Origin of the sequence: Calothrix sp. NIES-3974 (genome assembly GCF_002368395.1) — a bacterium.
In the GTDB taxonomy this organism is placed as follows: Bacteria; Cyanobacteriota; Cyanobacteriia; order Cyanobacteriales; family Nostocaceae; genus NIES-3974.
Genome location: NZ_AP018254.1, coordinates 944,787 through 968,490, shown reverse-complemented (window position 1 = coordinate 968,490; position 23,704 = coordinate 944,787). Strand labels below are relative to the sequence as shown.

21 protein-coding genes are annotated in these 23,704 nt (G+C 41.3%); 12 read left to right on the top strand and 9 right to left on the bottom strand.

Features of this window, described 5'->3' with window-relative positions:
* Positions 1-1,871 precede the first annotated feature (1,871 nt).
* A complete protein-coding gene (gene rpoD / locus CDC37_RS03760; protein WP_096620552.1) occupies positions 1,872-3,044 on the top strand; it encodes an RNA polymerase sigma factor RpoD in 1,173 nt (390 codons plus the stop codon).
* Positions 3,045-3,246: 202 nt separating this feature from the next.
* On the opposite strand, the gene CDC37_RS03755 is transcribed toward rpoD, so the two are convergent.
* Positions 3,247-3,429, bottom strand: coding sequence for a chlorophyll a/b-binding protein (locus CDC37_RS03755; RefSeq protein ID WP_096620551.1), 183 nt, complete (start codon positions 3,427-3,429; stop codon positions 3,247-3,249).
* 382 nt (positions 3,430-3,811) lie between these two features.
* Positions 3,812-4,792 (bottom strand): LysR family transcriptional regulator, encoded by a 981-nt coding sequence (locus tag CDC37_RS03750; protein ID WP_096620550.1) that lies wholly within the window; start codon positions 4,790-4,792, stop codon positions 3,812-3,814.
* A 293-nt stretch (positions 4,793-5,085) separates the two neighbouring features.
* On the opposite strand from CDC37_RS03750, the gene CDC37_RS03745 reads away from it, so the two are divergent.
* Entirely contained in the window at positions 5,086-5,577 is a 492-nt protein-coding gene (locus tag CDC37_RS03745; protein ID WP_096620549.1) for an acyl-CoA thioesterase, read from the top strand.
* Between the two features lie 12 nt (positions 5,578-5,589).
* Here CDC37_RS03745 and CDC37_RS03740 read toward each other — a convergent pair whose 3' ends face one another.
* Together CDC37_RS03740 and dxr are read right to left on the bottom strand one after the other, a co-directional pair.
* Positions 5,590-5,808 (bottom strand): hypothetical protein, encoded by a 219-nt coding sequence (locus CDC37_RS03740; RefSeq protein ID WP_096620548.1) that lies wholly within the window; start codon positions 5,806-5,808, stop codon positions 5,590-5,592.
* A gap of 550 nt (positions 5,809-6,358) precedes the next feature.
* Positions 6,359-7,555: a 1-deoxy-D-xylulose-5-phosphate reductoisomerase gene (gene dxr / locus CDC37_RS03735; protein WP_096620547.1), complete on the bottom strand. Its 1,197-nt coding sequence runs from the start codon at positions 7,553-7,555 to the stop codon at positions 6,359-6,361.
* 624 nt (positions 7,556-8,179) lie between these two features.
* On the opposite strand from dxr, the gene CDC37_RS03730 reads away from it, so the two are divergent.
* From CDC37_RS03730 to CDC37_RS03710, 5 genes are all read left to right on the top strand, one after another.
* Positions 8,180-8,845, top strand: coding sequence for a hypothetical protein (locus tag CDC37_RS03730; RefSeq protein ID WP_096620546.1), 666 nt, complete (start codon positions 8,180-8,182; stop codon positions 8,843-8,845).
* A 442-nt stretch (positions 8,846-9,287) separates the two neighbouring features.
* On the top strand, positions 9,288-10,217 hold the full coding sequence (locus CDC37_RS03725) for a DUF1822 family protein (protein WP_096620545.1): 930 nt from the start codon (positions 9,288-9,290) through the stop codon (positions 10,215-10,217).
* A 244-nt stretch (positions 10,218-10,461) separates the two neighbouring features.
* Complete coding sequence (locus CDC37_RS03720) at positions 10,462-12,708, top strand: CHAT domain-containing protein (protein ID WP_096620544.1); 2,247 nt, start codon at positions 10,462-10,464, stop codon at positions 12,706-12,708.
* Between the two features lie 2 nt (positions 12,709-12,710).
* Complete coding sequence (locus CDC37_RS03715) at positions 12,711-13,322, top strand: CPBP family intramembrane glutamic endopeptidase (RefSeq protein WP_096620543.1); 612 nt, start codon at positions 12,711-12,713, stop codon at positions 13,320-13,322.
* A gap of 73 nt (positions 13,323-13,395) precedes the next feature.
* Positions 13,396-14,100 (top strand): hypothetical protein, encoded by a 705-nt coding sequence (locus tag CDC37_RS03710; RefSeq protein ID WP_096620542.1) that lies wholly within the window; start codon positions 13,396-13,398, stop codon positions 14,098-14,100.
* A gap of 90 nt (positions 14,101-14,190) precedes the next feature.
* Here CDC37_RS03710 and CDC37_RS03705 read toward each other — a convergent pair whose 3' ends face one another.
* Together CDC37_RS03705 and CDC37_RS03700 are read right to left on the bottom strand one after the other, a co-directional pair.
* Positions 14,191-14,625 (bottom strand): pre-16S rRNA-processing nuclease YqgF, encoded by a 435-nt coding sequence (locus CDC37_RS03705; RefSeq protein ID WP_096625888.1) that lies wholly within the window; start codon positions 14,623-14,625, stop codon positions 14,191-14,193.
* A 304-nt stretch (positions 14,626-14,929) separates the two neighbouring features.
* Entirely contained in the window at positions 14,930-16,417 is a 1,488-nt protein-coding gene (locus CDC37_RS03700; protein WP_096620541.1) for a DUF3084 domain-containing protein, read from the bottom strand.
* 68 nt (positions 16,418-16,485) lie between these two features.
* Here CDC37_RS03700 and CDC37_RS23910 point away from each other — a divergent pair, with 68 nt between their 5' ends.
* Entirely contained in the window at positions 16,486-16,629 is a 144-nt protein-coding gene (locus CDC37_RS23910; RefSeq protein WP_157780634.1) for a hypothetical protein, read from the top strand.
* Positions 16,630-16,751: 122 nt separating this feature from the next.
* Here CDC37_RS23910 and ntcA read toward each other — a convergent pair whose 3' ends face one another.
* Positions 16,752-17,423 (bottom strand): global nitrogen regulator NtcA, encoded by a 672-nt coding sequence (gene ntcA / locus CDC37_RS03695; protein WP_096620540.1) that lies wholly within the window; start codon positions 17,421-17,423, stop codon positions 16,752-16,754.
* 445 nt (positions 17,424-17,868) lie between these two features.
* On the opposite strand from ntcA, the gene fabI reads away from it, so the two are divergent.
* The 3 genes from fabI to glcD all read left to right on the top strand — a co-directional run bounded on the left by fabI (position 17,869) and on the right by glcD (position 21,217).
* Positions 17,869-18,645: an enoyl-ACP reductase FabI gene (fabI, locus tag CDC37_RS03690; RefSeq protein ID WP_096620539.1), complete on the top strand. Its 777-nt coding sequence runs from the start codon at positions 17,869-17,871 to the stop codon at positions 18,643-18,645.
* Between the two features lie 368 nt (positions 18,646-19,013).
* Positions 19,014-19,646: an imidazoleglycerol-phosphate dehydratase HisB gene (gene hisB / locus CDC37_RS03685; protein ID WP_096620538.1), complete on the top strand. Its 633-nt coding sequence runs from the start codon at positions 19,014-19,016 to the stop codon at positions 19,644-19,646.
* Between the two features lie 80 nt (positions 19,647-19,726).
* Positions 19,727-21,217, top strand: coding sequence for a glycolate oxidase subunit GlcD (gene glcD / locus CDC37_RS03680; RefSeq protein WP_096620537.1), 1,491 nt, complete (start codon positions 19,727-19,729; stop codon positions 21,215-21,217).
* Between the two features lie 345 nt (positions 21,218-21,562).
* On the opposite strand, the gene CDC37_RS03675 is transcribed toward glcD, so the two are convergent.
* Positions 21,563-21,934, bottom strand: coding sequence for an ArsR/SmtB family transcription factor (locus tag CDC37_RS03675; protein WP_231943215.1), 372 nt, complete (start codon positions 21,932-21,934; stop codon positions 21,563-21,565).
* Between the two features lie 79 nt (positions 21,935-22,013).
* On the opposite strand from CDC37_RS03675, the gene trxA reads away from it, so the two are divergent.
* Positions 22,014-22,337 carry a thioredoxin gene (trxA, locus tag CDC37_RS03670; RefSeq protein ID WP_096625886.1) on the top strand — a complete coding sequence of 108 codons (324 nt, stop codon included), beginning with the start codon at positions 22,014-22,016 and terminating at the stop codon, positions 22,335-22,337.
* A gap of 430 nt (positions 22,338-22,767) precedes the next feature.
* On the opposite strand, the gene CDC37_RS03665 is transcribed toward trxA, so the two are convergent.
* Positions 22,768-23,529, bottom strand: a complete 762-nt coding sequence (locus tag CDC37_RS03665) for a sterol desaturase family protein (protein WP_096620536.1) — start codon at positions 23,527-23,529, stop codon at positions 22,768-22,770.
* Positions 23,530-23,704 lie beyond the last annotated feature (175 nt).

The window sequence follows — 23,704 nt, the reverse complement described above, 5'->3', positions numbered from 1 at the left end:
ACTAGTTAGCAGTTAGCAAAATCATAAAAATCATCCTCTTACCAACCATAATTATCTCCAGGTTCAAATTATAACTCCAGCAAGTTAATAAGTTATCCTTCTTGGCAAGTGAAAAACTCCAATTAAATCCCCAAAAGTCTATCTATGTAAGTATTTTCATAAAAATAATTAAAATCCATTATCAACTGTCACTTCCTCTCCCATCCCATTTCCTCACTGAGAATACCAACTATTTGGTTGCAAAAATCTATTCCCCAGCCATCAATGAGCTATTATCCTTTAGGCATTTTGATTAGCCTCGCTAATATATGCAACTGTAGCTGTCAAACAGGTTTTTTTTGTTTAAAATACAATGTAGATAATCAAGTCAGATTGTCAACTTTCGCCAGGTCTATTTTTTCCCATCTTGAGCAACATCTTAACCACCATTCACCACTAAACCATGACTCGATATCAAAATATTGAGTTTTGCGGAAATAGGTAAAACGGTCAAAATATTTCCTACTGACGACAGCCTATTCCCAACCCGAAACTGACGTTTTCCATCAGTTCCAGGTTTAAATAAGTCTCCTCTTACGAGAGGAAATAATTGATTGGAAAGATTGGAAACTGGAATATATGTAAATTGGTGCGAATTGATCGGTATACTACAAATGAGATGACTATAACCTAAATCTCAATTGTCATATTTGTTGCTCACCACCATCACCCAGTCAAAAATGAAACACACTTGTGATTTCCCATCGACATCCAGATTATTAACAAACCTTGAGGTTTATCAAAATTCGATGACATAACATTGTCGGAGAATGACCAAAACCTCATTAGTCAAATCAAAAATACAGCAATATGAGCCAACCACCTTGAAGCAGACAAACTTTTTCGACGCGAGAAATATACCTTTGGTTAGACAAAACAAAGAGACTAACCCGTGGGTTTATAGGTTCTTTGAACATGCTCCGACAACGACAAATCCAGGTTCAGCAGGGTAATTCATCAATAACCCTAGGGTAGCTTCTATATTCGTAATCCGAAGTTGTTTGACTTTCCCTCATCGCCGAGATGACCCTTCAACACACACAACAGCACACCGAACTCCGCATTTGAGAAAGTAACAAAATGTAGATGAACCAAAAATATTTTCAATCAACCTGGATGATGTAAATGCAGCATTTGCAAAATTTGCAGAACCTATGAGTCAAAACTCCCTAGTCGCATTTACGGAAACTTTAGAGTAAAAACAAATTCTCTGGAGAAATCAAAAAGTTTTGCAAAAAAACTTGGCAATCACTACCGTTTTCGATTTCTTTTTGGTACAACAGGCTTTACCCGGATTTAAATAAATAAAATTATGGATACCACATAAAAAAGGTGCATTTTCTGTGAAACAGGCTACAATCGGAACAGTCTTTACAGAAAAATTGCCACAAAAAAGATATTTACGGGTATGAAAAGGTAAATTTTACCAGCAAGGGAAAATTAAAGATTGATGACAATCATCAAACGGATTAGCCCTGATCCAACTCGACTGAATTAATTTAATCAGGTCGATTTGGTTGATACCAGTGAAAGCGTCAGTTCGCCAGTAGGTAAACAACAAAGCCTAATTTGGTGTAATCACACGTAATTTTTCGTTATTCTCACTGCCTTTTCGGAAATGGGTATCCATAATCACACGAATTTGGCAGTAAAAAAGCTAGAAAGGTAGAGATAATCTCTATCTTTCCGGAATAACACTGAAAACGGCGAATAAAATTAAACAAAAATTATATTTGCCAAAAACCCAATCTAAGGGTAAAAATAGAACTCTTTCCGTTAATTTACGGTAATCACTGAGTAATTGATTCTGCAAGGAGCATGAGGAACGCGGCATGAACCAGGCTAACAACGTACTCGATAATATTTATCAGCCTGACTTGGAAATGATCAACGAACCGGATATAGAGTTAGAAGCTCTGATAATTCCGGACGATGAGGACTTGTTACTTGATGATGGTGATTTAGATGATGAACTATTAGACGTCCAGTCTGATGAAGACGAAAGTAAGTCTGGTAAAGCAACTAAGTCGCGTCGTCGTGCGCAAACGAAGAAGAAGCACTATACCGAAGACTCAATTCGTTTGTATTTGCAAGAAATTGGGCGAATTCGCTTACTGCGTGCAGACGAGGAAATCGAACTAGCGCGGAAAATTGCCGATTTGCTAGAATTGGAGCGGATTCGGGAACGGTTATCCCATAAACTGGAACGAGACCCCAGGGATAGCGAATGGGCAGAAGAAGTTCAGCAACCATTACCCCAATTCCGCCATCGTTTGCATGTTGGCAGAAGAGCCAAAGACAAGATGGTACAATCGAACCTACGATTGGTAGTTTCCATTGCCAAAAAGTATATGAATCGTGGTTTATCCTTCCAAGATTTAATTCAGGAAGGTAGTTTAGGTTTGATTCGTGCTGCGGAAAAATTTGACCACGAAAAAGGCTACAAATTTTCTACCTACGCAACTTGGTGGATTCGTCAAGCAATTACTCGTGCGATCGCTGATCAATCGCGGACTATTCGTCTTCCAGTTCACTTGTACGAAACAATTTCCCGGATCAAGAAAACCACAAAGTTATTATCCCAGGAAATGGGACGCAAGCCCACCGAGGAAGAAATTGCCACTCGGATGGAAATGACGATTGAAAAGTTGAGATTTATCGCTAAATCTGCTCAGTTACCAATTTCTCTGGAAACACCAATCGGTAAAGAGGAAGATTCCCGTTTGGGGGACTTTATTGAATCGGATGGGGAAACCCCCGAAGATCAGGTTTCTAAGAATTTGCTGCGGGAAGATTTAGAGAAGGTTCTCGACAGTCTCAGTCCCCGTGAACGGGATGTACTGCGTTTACGCTACGGTCTAGATGACGGAAGGATGAAAACCTTGGAAGAAATCGGTCAGATTTTCAACGTCACCCGTGAACGTATTCGCCAAATTGAAGCGAAAGCACTCCGTAAATTACGCCATCCTAATCGTAACAGTGTTTTAAAGGAATATATCCGTTAATTTGGGAATTCCCCACACCCCATAATGTGGGGAATTTCCAAATCAAATCCCAAAATTTAAACCTGGAAAATTACATTTTCCAGGTATTTACGTTTATATACTGAAGATATTCTGCCTATTCAATTTAAGTTTAGTAAGTTAAAAGGATTTAAGTTTCAGTCTTTCTCAGCACCAACTTAAATCCGAGCTATTTCGACTCAAATTACAGAATACCCCAGAAGTGTAAAAATCCTTTGCCAGAAAATAGTTCGATTAGCGCAGCTGCTAAAAAGCCAATCATCGCTAAACGACCATTCCAGATTTCCGCTTGGGGAGTGAAACCCCAACGCCAAGAGTTGCGATCTTCAGAAGTTGTAGCTACTGTTGTTTTTGCTGTATCTTGCATGACAGGTACTCCTAAGTTTTGCTAAGGTTTGTTGCCTTATGTAAATTAATATAACAAACTTTTTCGTAAATGTTACAGTCTGCCCGAAAAATAATTAATTTTTGTTGAGATTTTTAGTGATAAGTTTTCGCTTCCGGTTGTGCAAATACGGTGAGCAACGGACAGAAAGCAAAAAACAGTTGGGAAACTTTGGTGGTGAGGGATTTTATAGTATCCATTTTCTACTAGGTAGGGGGTAAAGCACACTAACCTAGGGATAGAAACCTTGTATTGTGGTAAACATGACCAAAATAATCGTTTTGGTAGAGACAACCCGACGGGTCATCTCTACTGTGTAAATTCACATTCATCTGTGCCATTGTGTTGAAAAATGGTTATATGGTTATGATGCAAGGGGTTGATTGGCAAAATCAAATTTTGTTTGACAATAACGTGCGCCTTCTTGTAGTAGATAATTCATGAAAGTGCTAGCGGTGACGGAAAGAGACTTGCGCTTGGGGAAAACAGCATACCATTGACGTTGAATTGGTAATCCTTCCACATCGAGGATAGACAATTGGGAGGAAGACTCGCTAAAGGTCAAACTATGTAGGGAGAGAATCGAAATTCCTAAACCCTCCATGACAGCTTGTTTAACCGCTTCGTTGCTACCTAATTCAATCCGGGTAGAAATAGATAAATTTTGGGATTGGAAAAACTCTTCCGTCGCTTCCCGTGTTCCCGAACCCTGTTCCCGCATGATAAAGGATTCATTAGTCAATGCAGTCAGGGGTATGCGACATTTACCGACGAGGGGATGGTTTGCAGGTGCGATCGCCACTAGGGGATTACACAAAAAGGGTTTAATTTCAATATCATCCCGTTTTGGTAAACGACTGAGAATATAAAAATCATCCTGATTCTCGTTTAAGCGGGATAGTAAATCGTCGTAGTGTTTCACTTCTAGGGAGATACTAACATCTGGATAGCGCTGACAAAAAGGGGTAAGTAATTTGGAGATGAAATAATTTGCAGTACTAGTGGTCGCTAAACGTAATCGACCCTGCTTAATACCCCGAAAGTCAGAAATCGTTGACTCTAAACGCTCCAACTGGGCAAAAATCTGTTGACAAGTCTGTAAAACCTCTTCACCAGCTTCAGTCAGGTATAACCTCTTGCGTACTTGTTCAAACAATGGCATTCCCACGACGTTTGCTAGGTGTTTTAGCTGGATTGATACCGTCGGTTGGGTGACAGATAACTCCTCAGCTGCACGGGTTATATTCCCATGTCGTGCAGCAGCTTCAAACATTTGCAACTGATTTAGGGTGATGGCATTCCAATGAATATTCCGAACTGTCTTGCGCTGCGAAGAGTTTTTCATATCAACGGGTCTAAGTAACGAAATTTAAACAACCACTTAGTCAATATTTATGTTGTTTAAGTTAACTATAGATTAGTTTAACAACATATATGTTGTTAAAGTCATACCCTTGGATGATTTTTTTGAGATCACCCTGTTGGAATAACCTGGATATTGGTTTAGGATGTCACCCAGAGATGGGTCGAAAATCTCGAAATAACAGGGTTTTGCCAATGTGAGAACTATTTTGGGATCACAAGCTTTATAATGGGAGTTTGATGATAATTTTCGGTTTGCCCAGACTTGAGTAATATATGTCGGCAGAACAACCCCAACAATTACCCGACACAAGTGCAATTTCCTTTCCTGACCCAGGGAATCAGGGAGAATGGTTTACCTATTTGGTACGGGTGTTTCCCCACCACACCGATTACTATGGTGTGGTTTGGCATGGAACCTATTTAACTTGGATGGAGGAAGCGCGGGTAGAGTATCTGCGTTCAGTTGGTGTTCCCTATGAAGATTTAGTGGCTTTAGGCTGTGATTTACTCGTGGTGGAATTATCGGTACGTTACCATCGTGCTTTGCGTTTAGGTGCTGAAGCAATTTTGAAAACCCGCATTTTCCAAACAAATGGGGTGAGATTATGTTCAGATTATCTTTTGGAATCGAATGATGGTAAAGAATTATACTTGTCGGCAACTACAGTCCTAGTGCCCATAGATAGCGATCGCGGTAAAATCATGCGTAAGTTACCACCAACTGTTAAGGATGCGTTGGCGAAAATTACCAAGTTTACCGCGTAATCAACAGCTGTTTTATCTAGCAGTTTTGGTGGAACTACCTGTAATAAAATCAACAATATATCCAGGTAAATTTACTATGAATTGGAGGATTTGTTCTGGGGTGATGCCGTAGCTGATATAAATTAGAAATACAATTGTCGCAATCATCAGGGCGTTAACGGCTGTAGTTTTGACTACATTGACTACAAACCAAAATACGAACCAAGCAATTATTAGGGGGATAATAACCATATCTGGATCAATAGGTAAAAGCTGTATTGAGAATACAAAATGCAGAATACAGAGTATAGGATACAGTATACGGAAGAAATTATTCTTGTTAATTAAAACTTAATCAGGTCAGAGACGGGAAGTTATGGTAATTAGCTTTGAGAATCAACCGCCTATAAGTTAAGTCAGCACAAATAAATAAACCTGATTATGTAACGGATTTTAAACAATATTCCAAGCCTTGAGATTACTTCCTTTCACTGTGTTCCACTCCCTTCGGACATACTTTAATTTTTTTTACACGGATCTACTTGGATAATTAGTATTAATTCTTACCCTTTTCCTCTCAGACCGAACATTATTGGAAGTTATGGTTATTTGTTTCGGTTGTGGAGATAGAAGAAATTCTCAAAGCAACTAAATTAGGGCAAAATTCGCGAATTTTGCCCTATATTGTTTTAAACCACAGGTAAAGTTGTTTTTTGATGGTTTTTTGTTAACGTGGCACCAATTTGAAACCAGAATAGGTAAAGATAAATTTTCAGCAGACGCGATGTATCCCGTCTCTGGTTCATCGTAAAGAAACCACCTGGGGGGTTTTGCGGAGATTTTCCATTACGGAGATGACCTCAGTTCTTGCCCACCGGTCGGCAGTGATAATATCATCAAGGGTAGGATAGGAACAATTGTGACTGTGATGGCGATCGCACACTGTTTCGATGCAACGGGGAATGTCCAAAAAGCCGATTTTCTCCTCTAAAAACAAAGCTACAGCTTGTTCATTTGCCGCATTGAGAACAGCAGTCATTGAACCACCAGCCCTTCCTGCGGCATAGGCTAAATTCATACAGGGATATTTATCATGGTCGGGTTCACGGAAGGTTAAATTACCCGCTTTAACCAAATCTAAACGTTCCCAATCGGTATAAATTCTTTCCGGATATGAAATCGCATACAGCAACGGTAAACGCATATCTGGCCACCCCAACTGAGCCAGAACCGAAGTATCCTGCACTTCAATTAAGGAATGAATTATACTTTGGGGATGGATAACAATCTGGATATTTTCGTAATCCATACCGAATAAATAATGGGCTTCGATGACCTCCAAACCCTTATTCATCAAGGTAGCCGAATCAACGGTAATTTTCCGTCCCATCGACCAGTTCGGGTGTTTCAAGGCATCTGCAACCTTCACATCCGCCAATCTTTCCACAGGCCAATCACGGAAAGCACCACCGGAAGCAGTAAGAATAATTTTGCGTAAACCACCATCAGGGACACCCTGTAAACATTGGAAAATAGCGGAATGTTCGGAGTCCGCAGGTAGTAATTTAATCCCGTGTTTTTCCACCAAAGGTAAAACAACCGGACCACCAGCAATCAAGGTTTCCTTATTGGCCAACGCAATATTTTTACCCGCTTCAATTGCAGCAATCGTTGGTAAGAGACCAGCACAACCGACAATCCCCGTGACCACAGTTTCCGCATCCCCGTAGCGTGCAACCTCAATCACACCAGCCTCACCAGCTAGTAAAATAGGTTGGGGGTCTAGGTCTGCGATCGCGGCTTTTAATTCCGGTAATTTCTCCTCTGCACAAATAGCAGCAATTTGGGGTCGAAACTGACGAATTTGTGCAGCTAACATCGACACATTACTACCAGCAGCAATTCCCACCAACCGAAAACGGTCAGGATACTGCGCGACAATATCTAGAGTTTGTGTACCAATTGACCCAGTAGAACCAAGAAGAGTTATCGCTTTCACAATTTGTTAATGATTGACAGACACCTCCAATATAAATTGGTTCGGGTGCAGCGTTAAGCTATTAGTCGAAAATTTTTGCACCTGTTGAATAATCAAGAAATTCCTTGCAGCACCACCAGATGATGATTCGTAATATATATAGCAAACCTGACAAGATTGTTAGAAATTACTTAGGGGGTGTTATACCATTTCATGATAATTAGGTGGGTAGAAAAATTTATAGCTATTTCCGCAGCGAATGAAGCGAAGCGGAATGTAGGCATAGCTTTCCCCCAGGGTAAGAATCGCCAAGTTTTCAAAATTTTTACTTTTCTTTACATAGTTTAGTTTATTTATGCCTACCTACTTAGTACCATCTGTCATTACGTAGACACGTAGCGGCTTCTCTTGGAGTCCAAAGGGAAGCAATCTTATCATCCTCAAACTACCACGACATAAGGCAACTTTGTGTCACAAAAATTTTCAGGAATTTGCTCCAAATCCGGGATTAGGGAAAACTCTTGGTTGAGGCTGTGAAAATATGTAAATCATCCACCAAAAGATTACGAACTCGTATCGTTATCTATCTAAATTTATGGGAACAAGGTATACTTAATGACGCTGACGCAACAGTGTTAAAAGTATATGGACGAGCTAAATCTGCATCTGCAATCCTTGATTCAAAAGATTTGCAGTCACCCACCAGCTAGCCGCAAACATCGCCAAGCCGTGAACTCCCTCCTGCGAGAAATCCTGAAATCGAAGCGTATTTGGCGACCAGTAGCAGGGGATGTGTATGAGGAGGCCCTTTATGAGGAAGCTTTAAATAAGACCATGTTTAATATTACGAAAACACTGTGTGAGAAATATGACGCGAGTCGCGGAACTTTTTTAACCTGGTTTAACACCTGTTTGCGTCACCAATACCTGGATGAAATTCGTTCTGTAAAAAGAGAACGTTCCCGGAGACAATCTGGATGGGAAAGGGATGGGTCAGAATTCGATCCCCTGGAGCAGGTAGCTGCACCGATTGATGGAAATTTGTTGCTTTCGACTTGGGATTGTTTTGTAGAGTGGATTACCACCGACCCTGATGGTGTTCTCCAATGTTGTCATATTAGTAGTAATCAAAAAGCGAACTGTCAATTATTAGCCCATTTACGGTTGGTGGAGGGGAAGGAATGGCAGGAAATTGCGGTGGAGGTGGGTTCACCACGGGGTGCAATTACATCCCATTGGTGTCGCAAATGTGAGTTGCTGATGCGAGAGTGGTTGGAGAGTAATCAGAGGTTGTTTGGGGAGGATGGTTAGTGATGGATTGATTTGAGATGGTAGAAATAGGAACTTGTTCGATATTTTGGGGGATAAATTGCAACTACAAACTTTTTTCGCGATGACTATACTTTGCAAACTGATATATTTACCTTTTGCCTTGTTGACAGTTGATAGTTGACCTTTAAGCATTAACTATTTCAACAAAAGGTATTACTGGGTTTGGGCATGAATTATAATTATCTACATTTTGTGTTAAAACCCAAATTCTCGTAGAGACCTACCATTGCTACGTCTCTACACGCAATCCTACGTCTATCACTTAGTACAGTCAGCAGAAATAAACACCATTACGTAACAGAATGTAAATTAGCCTGAAACTCTTATCCCAACGACTTTTTCCTCATTAAAATTTTTAACACCAACCGAGTTAATTACAATCTCCTTTGTATTCTCTGTCCCATATACCAGTACTCAAACCATGAATAATCAACTTAATCGTCTACGGGAATTGGCTATTCCTCTACCAATACCACCGTCCTATCGTCAACAAGCAAAAATGTATGCACTTCAGTATTTGAATCCAAATGTACAAAAGCGGATTTACGTACAGACTTTAGGATTATTAGCTGTTGATGGGTATTTGCGTTTGTTAGGTTTTTCCACGGATTTGAGCAAACCCCAGAGATGGAATGCGGGATGTCGTTTGTGGAGTGAAGCAAATGAGTTGGAATTACCAGGTTTGGGTTTTTTACAGTGTGTAGTAATTGGGGAGGGAGAAGAAAAAGTGATTTTGACTCCGAAATCTACTAGGGTGGGGTTAGATTTTCGGGTTGGTTTGGGGTATGTATTTGTGGAAATTGCCGATTCGGAGAAAACAGCTACCTTGATAGGTTTTTTACCTGGGTCGGAGTTGATGGATGGGGAGGGGGAGATGGAAATTGCAGTTGCAACTCTCAAGTCTGTGGATGATTTGATTGATTTTTTAAGTGAACGGGAAGGGTTAGAAGTAGATGAATTAACGCAGGAATTTGCAGTTCGTAAAATTACTTATTTACAGGATTGGTTAAATCACATTTATGAGGGAGAATGGGAACCCTGTGTACGGGATTTACAAGCTATTACCTGTCAAAGAAAGTTCCAGTTAGCTGAACGGGTTTTAATTGTGCAATTGACGGTTTCGGAAAATCAGGATGGTTCGATGTTCGTCAGGGTAATTGTTCAGGGGGAAAATGATTATTTACCCATTGGTTTACAGGTGAGTGTACCGGATGAATCGGCGATTTATACAGAAAGGGTGGAGGAGGTTGCTGATATGATTGCGATTCCTTTGGAGTTAAATCAGGGTGAGGAGTTTTGGTTGGAGTTGTCCATTCAAGGAGAGTCGGTAAGGGAGTATTTTGTGGCTTGAAATCTAGGATTTTGGATTTAATAATACTAATTTAAAAATGTTTGCACGACCATTCAGAGACGTAATATATCCAGAGACGTAATATATTACGTCTCTACAAAAGGATGATTTGGTGTTGAATATATACACAAGCTATCAACGTATTTATCAATCAATAATTGACAGTAATTGATAGTAATTGGGCAAGCTATAAATATACTTTTTCCAAATTCCCTGTCTCCTTTATACTGTATTCTTAATTCCCATGTCGTTCAAAATCTCTTTAAAAATTGGTGGACGAGTCCAACTCAAGGATGGGGAAGTTTTACCTGTGACTTTAGCTATTTTTGATGGGGATGGACAATTTGCAGAATTGGTTTCCTATCTTTCTCCCCTACCCTTAGAATTAGCGACAAAATTCCAACAGTGGCAGTACTATATTGGTCTCCAAGGTAATCGTAAAGTTGCCAAAAAGAAAGATAATTTAATTACTGGTACTGTCAATTTAAGTGAATTAGCCTCTTCTCTCAAATTAGAATTGAATAAATGGTTGGGTTCGGAGGGTTGGATTGATGAAAATGGGAAATCTGACCCGCGTGTTGGCTTACTTCTGGATAAATTACGGACAAAAATTAGTCCGGATGAGGATGTACAAATTATTGTGCAAACGGAAGATCGACAATTGCGGGGATTACCTTGGCAGGAATGGGATACCTTGGCAGGGTATACTAGCAGAGGTGTGGAAGTTGCCATTAGTGCGACTAATTTTCAGCGACTTACCCAAAAGCCTACACCCCAATTTCGCGCGACTGCACGCATTCTAGTGGTATTTGGGGACGAAAAGCTGGATTTTGCTGAGGAAGAGGAATTTATCACCAATTTGAGACGCTATGGTGGAGAACCCCATATCCTCAGACAACCAAGCTTTGAAGAATTACAGCAAAAACTGCAAGACCCCCAAGGATGGCATATTTTCTTTTTTGCTGGTCATAGTGAAAGCGATCGCAATGGAAGAATCGGTTGGATACAAATTAATCCCCTGGAGGGTGCTGAGGGAATTATCGAAATCGGTCAACTGAAGGATTTGTTAACGGAGGTTATTAATAAAAAGTTGCAATTGGCGATTTTTAATTCCTGCGATGGTTTAGGGTTAGCAAATCAGTTGACGGAATTATCTTTACCCTATTGTATCGTCATGCGAGAGATGGTTGAATCGACCGTTGCTAGGGAATTATTGCGTCATTTCCTCACTGCTTTTGTCAAAGATAATTCCCTGTTTGCAGCGATGAATATTGCACGTCAACAACTACAAACGAAATTTGCACCTGGGAAAAGTTGGCTTCCGGTAATTGTTGCGAATCCCCTTGCTCCAGAACTCACTTGGAATCGCTTATTTTCGGAACGGAGATTATCTTGGCAATGGGAAACTGTACTAGGAATAATCGCGATCGCAATTTTAATTAGTCTTCCTTTAAGTATTTTCACTGAATTTAATAGCTGGAACACATTAATACTTTACACCCAACTCTATCCCCATCTCATCGTCTACCCTTCCCTGTGTCTTTGGGTAGCTCTGTATTCCAGCTACAGAGCGCATTGTATGATTCGTGTCAAAACCCGTCCCTTTGTGATTTTGACGACTTTGACCCTGCTTTTCACCGTCGGAGTGCTATTTTTTGAATTAACAGGCGATCGCATGATGTTGTTGGAGTTTAAAAGCAGTGCGACAACAACAATTTCCGCTCCGCAACTACCCCAACTATACAGAAAATGGCAAATAACAGCTGCCGAGCTCAGAAATATTCCCCCAGATATTTTTGATACCAGTCAAGCTTTCGATTCCCAGGGAAATTTAACCTTGAAAAAAACAGAATTGGAATCAGCCTTGGAACAGACTCATCTTATCAGGGAAATAAAGGAATTACAAGGGTTATGGAGAATTGCCACAGCCTTTGATGTTTGGCGAAACAACAGCCAAGCTTTTTCTGTTAGTCGCTGGTTTTATGCTTTGACCTTTGTTGCGATTGTTGGTTGTGGTGTGCAAATTTTCGCCCTAGTTGCGACAATTTTGTTTGTTCCCGATGCCATTTTTAACAAAAATAAATATTTGACCTATTTGGTCATGTGTGAATTAGGTATCCTGCTGTGGATTCCCTTCCAAGGATACGGTATCGACCGCACTAAAAGTTTCCTATTTTCCTACGATTTTCGTGGTTATTTAGCGGGTATAAATATTCTTGTTTACGGATTAATTGCACTGTTATTGTCTACCACCCTCAGCAGTATCCATAGAAGCGCAACAAAACGATACCGACCGATTTTACGGCTTTTACTATTAGTTAGTATAACTGCCACCCTACTGATGGGTTTATTTGGAGTTGGTCAGATTAATCGCTTATTTGGCATGGGTAGTACGGATCCTCTCACACCTTGGTTTGCAACGACTATTTTCCTGGTTCCCCTATTTGTCCTACTAGTGCGTCTGATTGACCTACGTGTAAATCACGAATAAATATGGAAATTCAAGACATAAATAAACTGCGACAAAAAATCACATTCATCGTGATTTGTGGCTATATTTTACCCGTTTTACTTATTTACCGGCAATTAGTACCCTTTGCTTGGCGATTTTACCTCTTAATTTTTGCCGCAGTCACCATCATGGCGATCGCACGACTGGATCGATTTTCTGGGAAAGAACTGGGATTTAGCAAGCAAAACCTGCAAAACTCCCTGAGAGCGATCGCCTTACCAACTTTGGCTTCCGCCATGATGATGGTAGTTTACTATACCCAAAATGGTTCACGTATCGATAATTCTGCCTATAGTTGGAGTTTTTATATTTTTTTTGTTTTCCTATCTTCCCCTTTACAAGAATTTTTATATCGCGGCTTTTTATTCGGGATATTTACCAGAGCCAAATTAGCAGTTTGGTTACAAATACTCCTATCCAGCTTTCTGTACGGTCTTGTCCACCTTATCTACAAAGACATTCCCACCCTAATCCTGACATCCCTAACCGGTTTATTCTGGGGTTTTCACTACGCTCGATATCGTAACCTCTACAGCGTTATTATCAGTCACTCATTACTAGGTGCGATCGCGATTCTGGTGGGATTAGTCTGAAAATGCAGCACTTCCCCTCCCCCTTACGTATATTTACTAGCCGAGTAAATAGACGATAGATCAACGCGGATAGATGCTACTAAAACAAAAAATACTTATCATTGCAGCTTGCTGTATCGGATTGATTGGTTGTACTACCCCAACCCCCACCAACCCATCAACACAGGTGACAGAAGAAACGAGAACACAACAGCAACAACAGCAACAAAAAGAAGAACTAAGACTAATTAGAGAAAGAGAACGGGAAAATCAACGACAAATAGTTATCTCCAACATCAAGCAACTCGAACAACAAGCAAATTTGTTGTCACAAAGAATGGTCGGACGACAACAAAACATTTCCAACCTGGAACTACAAAGGAACCAGTTAGCAGCAGATATCAGAAACTATAAGAGTAGAGTCGAAGCTTTCATGCTTAGACATAAAAATGCGATCGCTTGTATGGGAGCGGTAGGTGTCAGTCTGGACGAAAATAATCAATATTCCCAAGATGTGAAGGATTTTGCCAGTGTAGTCGGAGTGATTTGCGGAGTTGCAGTTATAGGTAACGAGGAATTTAGAAATGAAGTCTTGTCTGTAGTCGATCAACTAACTCAAGCTGACAACCATACAAAAAATCTGCAAAACAACCTACGAACTGTCCAATCCCAACTTGATGCAGAGAACCAGCTAATTGTCCAGGAAAAATCCCAAGCAAATCAATTAGCAGCAGATATCCAAAAACTGCAATCCCAGTTAGGAAACCCCAGTAGATTAGATAGTCAAGCAGAGATATAGAACCATAGAACCATAGTGAAAGCGATCGCTGTCTTACTAAGGTTGCTTTAGTTTCGTCGCAGTCACGTTGGATTTTTTGAGATGGGGAACCTAAGCAGTTAAACGGTTGAGGTAGCGTTCGATTAATAAAATGGCGACAATATCATCAATGGGACGGGGTGGTTGACGCATACCCTGGGGAATGAGTTTATTTAGACCCTTGGGGGGATACATTTGCCAATAGCGATCGCGGGCTTCGAGGGTACTATTGCGCTCATCAACGGTGATAATGTTTAAGGTGGGGGGTAAAGCTGCGTTGAGTTGACTTTTCCACTGTTTCGCGGTGGTTTGGTCTCCCATTACGACTAGAGAAACCGGATATTTTTGAGTTAGGTGCAAAATTTCGGCGATCGCTTCTGTTGACAATACCACCTGGTGATACAATAATCGTCGATCAACCCCCATAATTGCCACACCGCACTTATCCCGTCCTGGATCAAATCCTAGTATGGTGGGTTGGGTCAGTGCAAAGTTATTAGTATTCATATTCATTTAAATAAAAAATTATATAAATATCCTACCCGACCCAGAGGCAATCGGTGTGGAGGGAGAAGGCGTTGCTGAATACAAATATGAATTGAAAATTTGACGTTGTGTAGAGACGTAGCGATGCTACGTCTCTACGACGATCGTGATTTCAAGACAAAATGTAAATAATCATAAACACTGGATCATTCATATACATAACCTGCATTTCTGGTGAGTAAGTGATAGGTATTGAGTAATAATTTCACGAAATTTTTGACACATTTTTTCCCAGCATCCCCTGCTCCCAATTCCCACCTCCCTTTCAGGTACTAAAAACAATTTCCCCATTGTGGATAGCAACGAGTCGAAGACGTAATGGACCTGCGGTGTAGGTATCGGTAGCGGCGATCGCTTTGATTTCTAGTGGTTGTCGGGATTGACGTAGTTCGGATAAAAAGCGCAAAAATGTACCTTCTACTTCGATATTTTCTAAAATTCCGGCGCTACGAGCGCGAAATTGGGAAGCGGAAATGAGTAAATCAAGGCGTTGTCTGAGTTGGTAGGATGTCATTGTTTGCGGATCTGCGGTGGTTGTGGCTAGGGTTTCTCCGGTTTTAAATAATAATTGGTTGACGGATGCATCGGCAAAAAAGCTGATTTGTTTTTCCCCTCGCACGTAGTTTCCGGCTGAAAATATCCTGACGACGTATTCACGACCGTCTTTAATTTTTTGACTTAATTGTTGAATTTGTCCGGGAGCTATTTCTAAAATATTATTCTGACTGGGGGATGCACCGGGTTCACTTAATTGTAAATTGGCGTTACGGTTGGCTTCTTCGAGTAATTTTTTCACCGCTAAGGTTGCACCTTCGGGTCTTTGAACGGTGATGACTCCGCTTGCGAGGATTTGTCCTCGGACAATGGCTAGTTTTCCTAGACGTAAATCGCGAAAGGACTGATAGTATTTTTCTAGGCGAGCAACTTCTGATTCCAGGGTTCCCTGTTCCCTTTCTAGTTCCTTTAACCGAGCTTCCCGTTTGGCAATAATTTGTTCACGTTCGGAGATTTCCCGATTACGAGCTTGAATCAACTGGTCTAAATTGGCAATGCGGCGATCGCGTTCGGAGATATCGCGATCGCGTCTGGCTATCATGGTTTTGGCTTCGTTGATAGCTGCTCTGGCTTCATTATAAAGTTTTAAGCTTTCCGCTCTTTCAGTGGCGATTTCTGTTTGTAAGCGTTTGCGTTCCTCGTAAACTTTTTGTAATTCGGATATGGCTCTTTGGTATTGAGTTCCGACTTCCCCTAACTGCTCACGGGTACGTTCAAATTCTTTTTGAGTCCGAGCTTGAATATCCAAGGTTCGATTTAATTGCGCTTGGGTTTCCTTTTGCCGAATATTGGCTGCTTGTAAAGATTTATCAATTTTTTGCAGTTCTTCCTGGGCTTTTTGCTTTTCACTGCGAGCCTTGTCTAATTGGGCTTCAACTTGCTGTTTTTCGTTGCGTACAGCTTCTAATTGCTGGCTTTGGGTTTCCAGGTCGCGTCGTTTGCGACGCAGTTCACGGCGAATTTCGTCCATTTGTAGGACACCTTTACGCAATCCCTCATCAGCTAAAAATAAAATCCCTAAAGTCGAAGCCGAAATACCAAAACCAGTAATAATAGTCACTAATACAGCCGTATTTTTGGGGCGCAGGTTAAACAGTGAGAGGCGTTTTTTGCCAACCCGTGTACCGATGCGATCGCCAACGGTGGCTATAACTCCTCCTAATATTAAAACAGCCGCAATGAGGATATACCCGGTCATGCTAAGTTACCGCAAATCCAGAAACAGACCTGAACGCCATCAGACATTTTGCATGGGTAATAAAGAGGTTGGCAATACCAGAATATACTCAATTCGAGATTTACCTCCAGTTTGATTTACACGGGTTGAGTGAATTAGAAGCAGACATGGAATCAATTCATACCCAACCCCATACTCCTAGAGTAGCAATTGGGTTTGAGGTGCGAGGATAAATCTAACTAGAATCGCTGGAAATGTTAGGTAAATCAAGGGTAAATATATTTTCCGGTGTGAAAATTGCAGCACTGACGCTGACAATTTTACAACCCAACCTCCATATTCCCAAATCCAGATTTTAGGTAAATTGACGACTCAAAGTAACTGGTTTGTGGACAGTTATTTTTTTCTTGTGGATTGAAATCATCTTTTTCTCGCGTAAATCACCCAATAAACGGGTGACAGTGACACGGGTGGAGCCAATTGCTTCCGCGATCACTTGATGGGATAATTTCAAGTCAATGGTAATGCCATCAGCACAGGGTACTCCAAAATCACGACAAAGAATTAATAAGAAACTCACCAATCGCGAACCCATATCTCGGTGTGCGAGGGTTTCAATCATCATCTCTGTCTGCAATATTCGCGAAGATAAACCTCGCAACATTAGCATCGATAATTCTGGATTTTCCTTTAATGCTTGCTCAACTTGTTCTATTGGCGCTGACAGTAATTCCACAGGGGTAAATGCAACCGCATGGTAAAATCTGTCCGACTTATTTCCAGTTAATAAAGATAGAACTCCAAATACACTATTTTCCCGCAACAATGCCACGGTAATTTCTTCTCCTGCTTCGTACACCCGTGAGAGCTTGACTGCTCCTTTGAGAAGAAAGTAAACCCGTTCAGCTGGATCGCCGGGGAAAAAGATGGTTTTATTTCGTTCAAACGTTTCCACAACCGGTGGAAACGCTCCGGTTGCCATCTGACGAAAAACGTTTGCTAGGGCTTTATCTTGTGTCACAATCATCTCCCTTCCCCTACCCTATGCCGGAAACTAAGAAAATAAAAACAGATTACCTAAGAATACACCTGAAATAACAAGAATACATTGTTGAACATTTTGTTCTTTACTATACTCAACCCCTTTTACCCCTGTTTCTTTGTCCATTATGATACATAATTTTTCCCTATCATCGCTACTATTTTCTGATATTTAGTTTCCGCAACTCTAGCCCAAAAGTTTTATTAAGAAAAATTGGATATGTCTTGTAAATATCTTAATAAATAACTTTGTTTTTTTTTGATATTAACAAATTTGTGGGACATAATTGCCAGTTTCATCACATCTATCGGAATCCCATTTGATGTCAAGACGACCCGACGGGTCGTCTCTACGGCATATCCATCAAATAAACACCCATTTTGACTCAGATTCTAGTATGCTCAACCTTGGAGAATGCGTATAAAATCACATGTTGGATTTAACAGGAAAAAATGCACTTGTAACGGGTATTGCCAATAACCGCTCGATTGCCTGGGGAATCGCCCAGCAACTTCATGCCTCTGGAGCTAATTTGGGTATTACCTACTTGCCGGATGAAAAGGGTAAGATGGAGAAGAAAGTGGCTGAATTGGTGGAACCCCTCAACCCCACTCTGTTTTTACCTTGTAATGTCCAAAATGACGAACAGGTGGCCTCGACTTTTGCGGCGATTCAGGAAAAATGGGGTAAGCTTGATATTCTTATCCATTGTTTAGCCTTTGCCAATAAGGATGATTTGAGTGGGGATTTTAGCAATACTTCCCGTAGTGGTTTCACCACGGCGATGGAGATTAGTACCTATTCCCTGATTCAGCTTGCAGGTGCTGCCAAACCCTTGATGACTGAGGGTGGTAGTATTGTCACTTTGACCTATTTAGGGGGTGTACGAGCTATTCCTAACTACAATGTCATGGGTGTAGCGAAAGCGGGTTTGGAATGTAGTGTCCGTTATTTAGCCGCAGAAATGGGTCCAGCCAATATACGTGTCAATGCCATTTCCGCAGGTCCCATCCGCACCCTCGCTTCCAGTGCTGTGGGTGGTATTTTAGATATGATTCACCACGTAGAACAAGTTGCTCCCCTGCGTCGTACTGTCACCCAAATTGAAGTGGGAAATACTGCTGCTTTCCTATGCAGCGACTTGTCAAGCGGAATTACCGGACAGGTGATCTATGTTGATGCGGGATATGAAATTATGGGAATGTAGGGATTTTGGATTTTTGATTTTGGATTTTGCGGAAAGTTGGTGGTAGATTTATTCTTCCACCCAACTTTCCAAGACGGATTTTGGATTATACTTACCACGCTGATCTACTTTTTTTGTTGACAGTTGACTTTTAGGATTAACCACCTAAACTAAAAGCTCAGTTTATGAACGTGGAAAGTATAATCTAATAATCTATATTTCCCCACAGGTACAGACGACCCGACAGGTGATAAGCTGAAGACGCATTTACTTATAGTGACATCTTTGGGAAACTGAAAGCCTAACTAAGTGTGTTTGAGCCTATCCTCAGCTGATCGATTTTTCTGTATTTAGCACAGCAGGGTCGTCTCTTCTCCCCGAAACAAACTATGCAAACACTATCTTCAGCAATTACAGAAACAACTAATTTTGCTCCTCGGACTGCGACGGTAAGTAGGACTACCGGGGAGACGGATGTCCAGGTGAGTGTGAATTTAGATGGGACTGGTAAATGTGTTGCTCAAACTGGTATCCCGTTTCTTGACCATATGTTGCAACAAATTTCTTCCCACGGTTTGATTGATTTGGAGATTCGCGCAACGGGTGATTTACATATCGATGATCACCATACCAATGAGGATGTAGGTATCACCCTTGGTCAAGCTTTACATCAAGCATTAGGCGATCGCAAGGGGATTTATCGCTTTGGCCATTTCCTTGCACCCCTAGATGAGGCTTTAATTCAAGTTGCGTTAGATTTTTCCGGTCGTCCCCATCTCAGCTACGGTTTGGAAATCCCTAGCCAACGGGTTGGAACCTATGACACCCAATTGGTGCGAGAGTTTTTTGTCGCGGTGGTTAACCATAGTCAAATGACTTTACATATCCGTCAATTGGATGGTATTAATTCCCACCATATCATTGAGGCTACCTTTAAAGCCTTTGCCAGAGCAATGCGAATGGCTACAGAAATTGACCCCCGTCGCGCTCAAACTATTCCTAGTTCTAAAGGGGTTTTGTAATTACAATGGTATTAAGCACTTTAACCGCCGTCAACCTTTAACTTCAATACCTCACAATTTCCCATCTACCCCATCCACCTATGCTGACTCAGGAAAAACCGCAACAACGGAATTGGCAACCAATCATCAAAGAATTGCAAGCTGCACTGGGTACAAAAAATGTCGTCCAGCGACGGGAAGAACTAATCACCTACGAATGTGATGGTCTAACTAGTTATCGCCAACGTCCCGCCTTAGCAGTTTTACCACGAACAACTGCACAAGTTGCGATCGCTGTACAAATCTGTCAGAAGTACAATGTGCCGTTTATCGCTAGGGGGTCGGGTACGGGTCTTTCTGGTGGAGCCTTACCCGTGGATGATTGCGTGTTAATTGTCACGTCGATGATGCGACAAATCCTGAGTGTGGATTACGAGAATCAGCAGGTAGTCGTTCAACCAGGTGTAATTAATAGTTGGGTGACACAAACTGTCAGTGGTGCTGGTTTTTACTATGCCCCCGACCCCTCCAGCCAAATTATTTGTTCCATTGGTGGCAATGTGGCGGAAAATTCCGGGGGTGTTCATTGTCTGAAGTACGGGGTGACGACTAACCATGTACTAGGTTTAAAAGTTGTCACACCCCAGGGAGAAATTGTTGATCTTGGTGGACAGGTTGCGGAAATGCCAGGATACGACCTGACTGGTTTATTTGTTGGTTCGGAGGGAACGTTAGGAATTGCCACAGAAGTGACTCTGCGCATCCTGAAAACGGCAGAATCGATTTGTGTCCTCTTGGCAGATTTTACCAGTGTGGAAGCCGCAGGTAAGACGGTTTCCGATATCATTAGTGCGGGGATTATTCCTGGGGGAATGGAAATTATGGATAATCTCAGTATTAATGCTGTGGAAGATGTTGTCAAAACTAACTGCTATCCCCGTGATGCCACGGCAATTTTAATTATTGAAATTGATGGTTTAGAGGTGGAAGTCCAAGCTAGTAAAGCCCGTGTCAAAGAGATTTGCATGAACAACGGGGCGAGAAATGTGACAACGGCATCAGACCTGGATATGCGATTGAAACTGTGGAAGGGACGTAAGGCTGCCTTTGCCGCAGCTGGCCATGTAAGTCCGGATTATTACGTACAGGACGGAGTAATTCCCCGCACCCAACTTCCCTACGTACTCAAGGAAATTGAAGCCCTCAGCCAACGTTCCGGATACCGAATTGCTAACGTTTTCCACGCTGGAGATGGGAATTTGCATCCTTTGATTTTGTATGATAATTCGATTCCCGGTGAGTTAGAGAAGGTGGAAGAAGTTGGTGGGGAAATCCTCAAACTCTGTGTTCGGGTGGGTGGAAGTATCTCCGGTGAACATGGCATCGGAGCCGAAAAACGCTGTTATATGTCAGAAATGTTTTCTGAGACCGATTTAGAAACCATGCTCTGGGTGCGACAGGTATTTAATCCCCAAGGGTTAGCCAATCCGACCAAAATCTTTCCCACACCCCGTACCTGTGGAGAAGCAGCACGGTCAATGGGTCGCAAGGAGGAGAAATTTACACAAATATCCGGTGTGGAGCGATTTTGACTCCTAGAAGTTGGGTTTTCAGGATTGATGATGATTACTTTGCACGCTGATATATTTCCCTTTGGGTTTGTTGAATGTTGACTGGTGACAGTTGACCCGTAATCTACCAAGAAGCTGGCTACGATAAGTTAGAAAGCCTAAAACTCTCGTCCAGCAATATCTGTAGGAGATAAAAGTTTTTAAAAACCTCCCAGTATCTTGAGAATATAATCAGTCAACATGGAATCAGCCAGATAATAGCCGATGGGGTAAATGTGACGAATGCTAATTTGGATTGCGAATTGTCAATATTTGATGGCAATCCAAATTATTCGCTGTATTGTAGGTAATAAGCCTATTCCTCACTCACTGTACAGCCCCAACCACACTAATCCCATTTTGAGATTGGCGTTCTTCGGGTGGAAATCCTGTTGATGATTGGGCTGATGCCAAGATTGCATCTAGCAACCCTGGAAACAACAAATTCAGGTCATCACGACGCAAAATATTAATATGCTGGGTTCCTTCTTTGCGAGTCAAGACTACCCCTGACTCCCGCAAAATCTTAAAATGGTTGGACATAGTTGATTTGGCGATCGCAAAATCAAAACCCGCGCAGCACTGTTCACCCCGAGTCGCTAGTTGACGGACTATTTCCAACCGCACTGGGTCCCCTAGTGCATATAATACCCCCGCAAGGGAGATGTCTTTTCGATCTGGATGGTAAAGAAATCGCATAGTTGCATTCTGAAAACAACGAAATATATTTTGATTATTCGGTTTTATCGAACTAATGATTGGTAAGAGGACGACACAGATGTCATCAGTAGCAGATGTGACAGAAGCCACATTCAAAAATGAAGTGTTGGAGAGCGAAATCCCTGTATTGGTTGATTTTTGGGCTCCGTGGTGCGGTCCTTGTCGAATGGTCGCACCGGTGGTAGATGAAGTGGCAGATGAATACTCAGGACAAATTAAAGTTGTCAAACTCAACACAGACCAGAATCCAACAGTTGCTAGCCACTATGGTATTCGCAGCATTCCGACACTGATGGTATTTAAAGGCGGTAGACAGGTAGACACGGTAGTTGGTGCAGTACCAAAAACAACCATTAGTAAGACATTATCACAGTATCTTTAACTGGGGAAGAGGTAGTTAGAAATAATTCCCGAAACTTTGATCTGTCATCTACCCCATCAAAGGGCATTTTGCCGTTAAATCTAGGCAAAATATACTGGTTCACAGGTTGAAGGTGCAAAAAATAGAGGTAGTTGGGCGAAGTCTTTTTGGTGATTCAAATTACCTTGTGTGAGCAAGTTTAATTCAACCAAGAAGACTTTTCTCGGTAATTATATTAACGCCAGTACCTGATGCAGGGTTTACGGAAAAAGTCTGAAGCGTGAGGGTCGGGAGTAGCTTTAACCCAATAATTCCGCTTTTCACTGATTCTAAAAAATTACGGATGCAAGGTTTTTTGAGTTTCCATATACCTAATTGCATTGTAGTACAGTTGGTACGGTTACGACCGAATTCTGTATTCTTTGATTCTGTTGTATTCACGAAAATGTTTTCACCGCTTCTGGATGACAAGAGGTAAAATCAATAACTGCCAAATATTCAATTTGCTAAACTTTCCTATTACTTCTGGTTCATTTGGGGGAAGTTTCCAGGGATGATAGAAAGTATTAAAGAATTTATCCCAAATACAGAAAACACTGCCAAAGTTAGAGTTAGATTGTTGAAGATTCTTTGCGTGGTGGGTTCTATGGATATTTGGGGTGATAAATACATAGCCAAGAATCTGTTCAACGGGAGTTGGTAGCGACCAATTACTATGTTGGAACATTAAACTAATTGCCAGAATTAATTCGTAGGCTAACAGTTGGTTGATTTCAATTCCTAACAACCAGATTAAAAGTAATTTAGGGATATTAGAAGCAATAGCTTCCACTGGATGAAATCGATACGCTGTAGATGTATTAACCTGGTGTTCTGTGTGGTGAATATAATGAAACCCCCAGACCCAACGCCAAGAATGCATCATCCGATGCCAGAAATACAAATATAAATCAAGTATGATCAATACCAATAATAATTGTAAATTGGAATTGGGTATCAGGGCTAACAATTCCGGCCCAGAAGTTTGTTGCAGCACCCAATTAAGAGCTACAGAAATGGTGACATGGTTAATACTGGTATTCAGGAAACCCAAAAGTAAATTCGTATGGGTGCGTTGATATAAACTACTCACATAAATAACATAGGGAAACTGATGCTCCAGGGTAGCAAAAGTAAAAACACTAATAGTAATGATGAACGAGTTCCAATCCATGTATTTGTCACCAAATCAAAGCGGATGAAAAACTGTCAGCGAAAAATCCCTATTTTTTCAGATAATTGGAGAATAAACACCCTCTGAACGCGAGTTAGATGAACCTCACCCCAACCCCTCTCCGTTTTGCCGAGAAGAGCAGAAAAATTTGTGATTTTAAACCAAAAATCAATGT

What these genes read in the sequence shown, in the direction of transcription:
- rpoD (WP_096620552.1), top strand. Translation starts at nt 1,872, where the DNA reads ATGAACCAGGCTAACAACGTACTCGATAATATTTATCAGCCTGACTTG.
- CDC37_RS03755 (WP_096620551.1), bottom strand. Translation starts at nt 3,429, where the DNA reads ATGCAAGATACAGCAAAAACAACAGTAGCTACAACTTCTGAAGATCGC.
- CDC37_RS03750 (WP_096620550.1), bottom strand. Translation starts at nt 4,792, where the DNA reads ATGAAAAACTCTTCGCAGCGCAAGACAGTTCGGAATATTCATTGGAAT.
- CDC37_RS03745 (WP_096620549.1), top strand. Translation starts at nt 5,086, where the DNA reads ATGTCGGCAGAACAACCCCAACAATTACCCGACACAAGTGCAATTTCC.
- CDC37_RS03740 (WP_096620548.1), bottom strand. Translation starts at nt 5,808, where the DNA reads ATGGTTATTATCCCCCTAATAATTGCTTGGTTCGTATTTTGGTTTGTA.
- CDC37_RS03730 (WP_096620546.1), top strand. Translation starts at nt 8,180, where the DNA reads ATGGACGAGCTAAATCTGCATCTGCAATCCTTGATTCAAAAGATTTGC.
- CDC37_RS03725 (WP_096620545.1), top strand. Translation starts at nt 9,288, where the DNA reads ATGAATAATCAACTTAATCGTCTACGGGAATTGGCTATTCCTCTACCA.
- CDC37_RS03720 (WP_096620544.1), top strand. Translation starts at nt 10,462, where the DNA reads ATGTCGTTCAAAATCTCTTTAAAAATTGGTGGACGAGTCCAACTCAAG.
- CDC37_RS03715 (WP_096620543.1), top strand. Translation starts at nt 12,711, where the DNA reads ATGGAAATTCAAGACATAAATAAACTGCGACAAAAAATCACATTCATC.
- CDC37_RS03710 (WP_096620542.1), top strand. Translation starts at nt 13,396, where the DNA reads ATGCTACTAAAACAAAAAATACTTATCATTGCAGCTTGCTGTATCGGA.
- CDC37_RS03705 (WP_096625888.1), bottom strand. Translation starts at nt 14,625, where the DNA reads ATGAATACTAATAACTTTGCACTGACCCAACCCACCATACTAGGATTT.
- CDC37_RS03700 (WP_096620541.1), bottom strand. Translation starts at nt 16,417, where the DNA reads ATGACCGGGTATATCCTCATTGCGGCTGTTTTAATATTAGGAGGAGTT.
- ntcA (WP_096620540.1), bottom strand. Translation starts at nt 17,423, where the DNA reads ATGATTGTGACACAAGATAAAGCCCTAGCAAACGTTTTTCGTCAGATG.
- fabI (WP_096620539.1), top strand. Translation starts at nt 17,869, where the DNA reads ATGTTGGATTTAACAGGAAAAAATGCACTTGTAACGGGTATTGCCAAT.
- hisB (WP_096620538.1), top strand. Translation starts at nt 19,014, where the DNA reads ATGCAAACACTATCTTCAGCAATTACAGAAACAACTAATTTTGCTCCT.
- glcD (WP_096620537.1), top strand. Translation starts at nt 19,727, where the DNA reads ATGCTGACTCAGGAAAAACCGCAACAACGGAATTGGCAACCAATCATC.
- CDC37_RS03675 (WP_231943215.1), bottom strand. Translation starts at nt 21,934, where the DNA reads ATGCGATTTCTTTACCATCCAGATCGAAAAGACATCTCCCTTGCGGGG.
- trxA (WP_096625886.1), top strand. Translation starts at nt 22,014, where the DNA reads ATGTCATCAGTAGCAGATGTGACAGAAGCCACATTCAAAAATGAAGTG.
- CDC37_RS03665 (WP_096620536.1), bottom strand. Translation starts at nt 23,529, where the DNA reads ATGGATTGGAACTCGTTCATCATTACTATTAGTGTTTTTACTTTTGCT.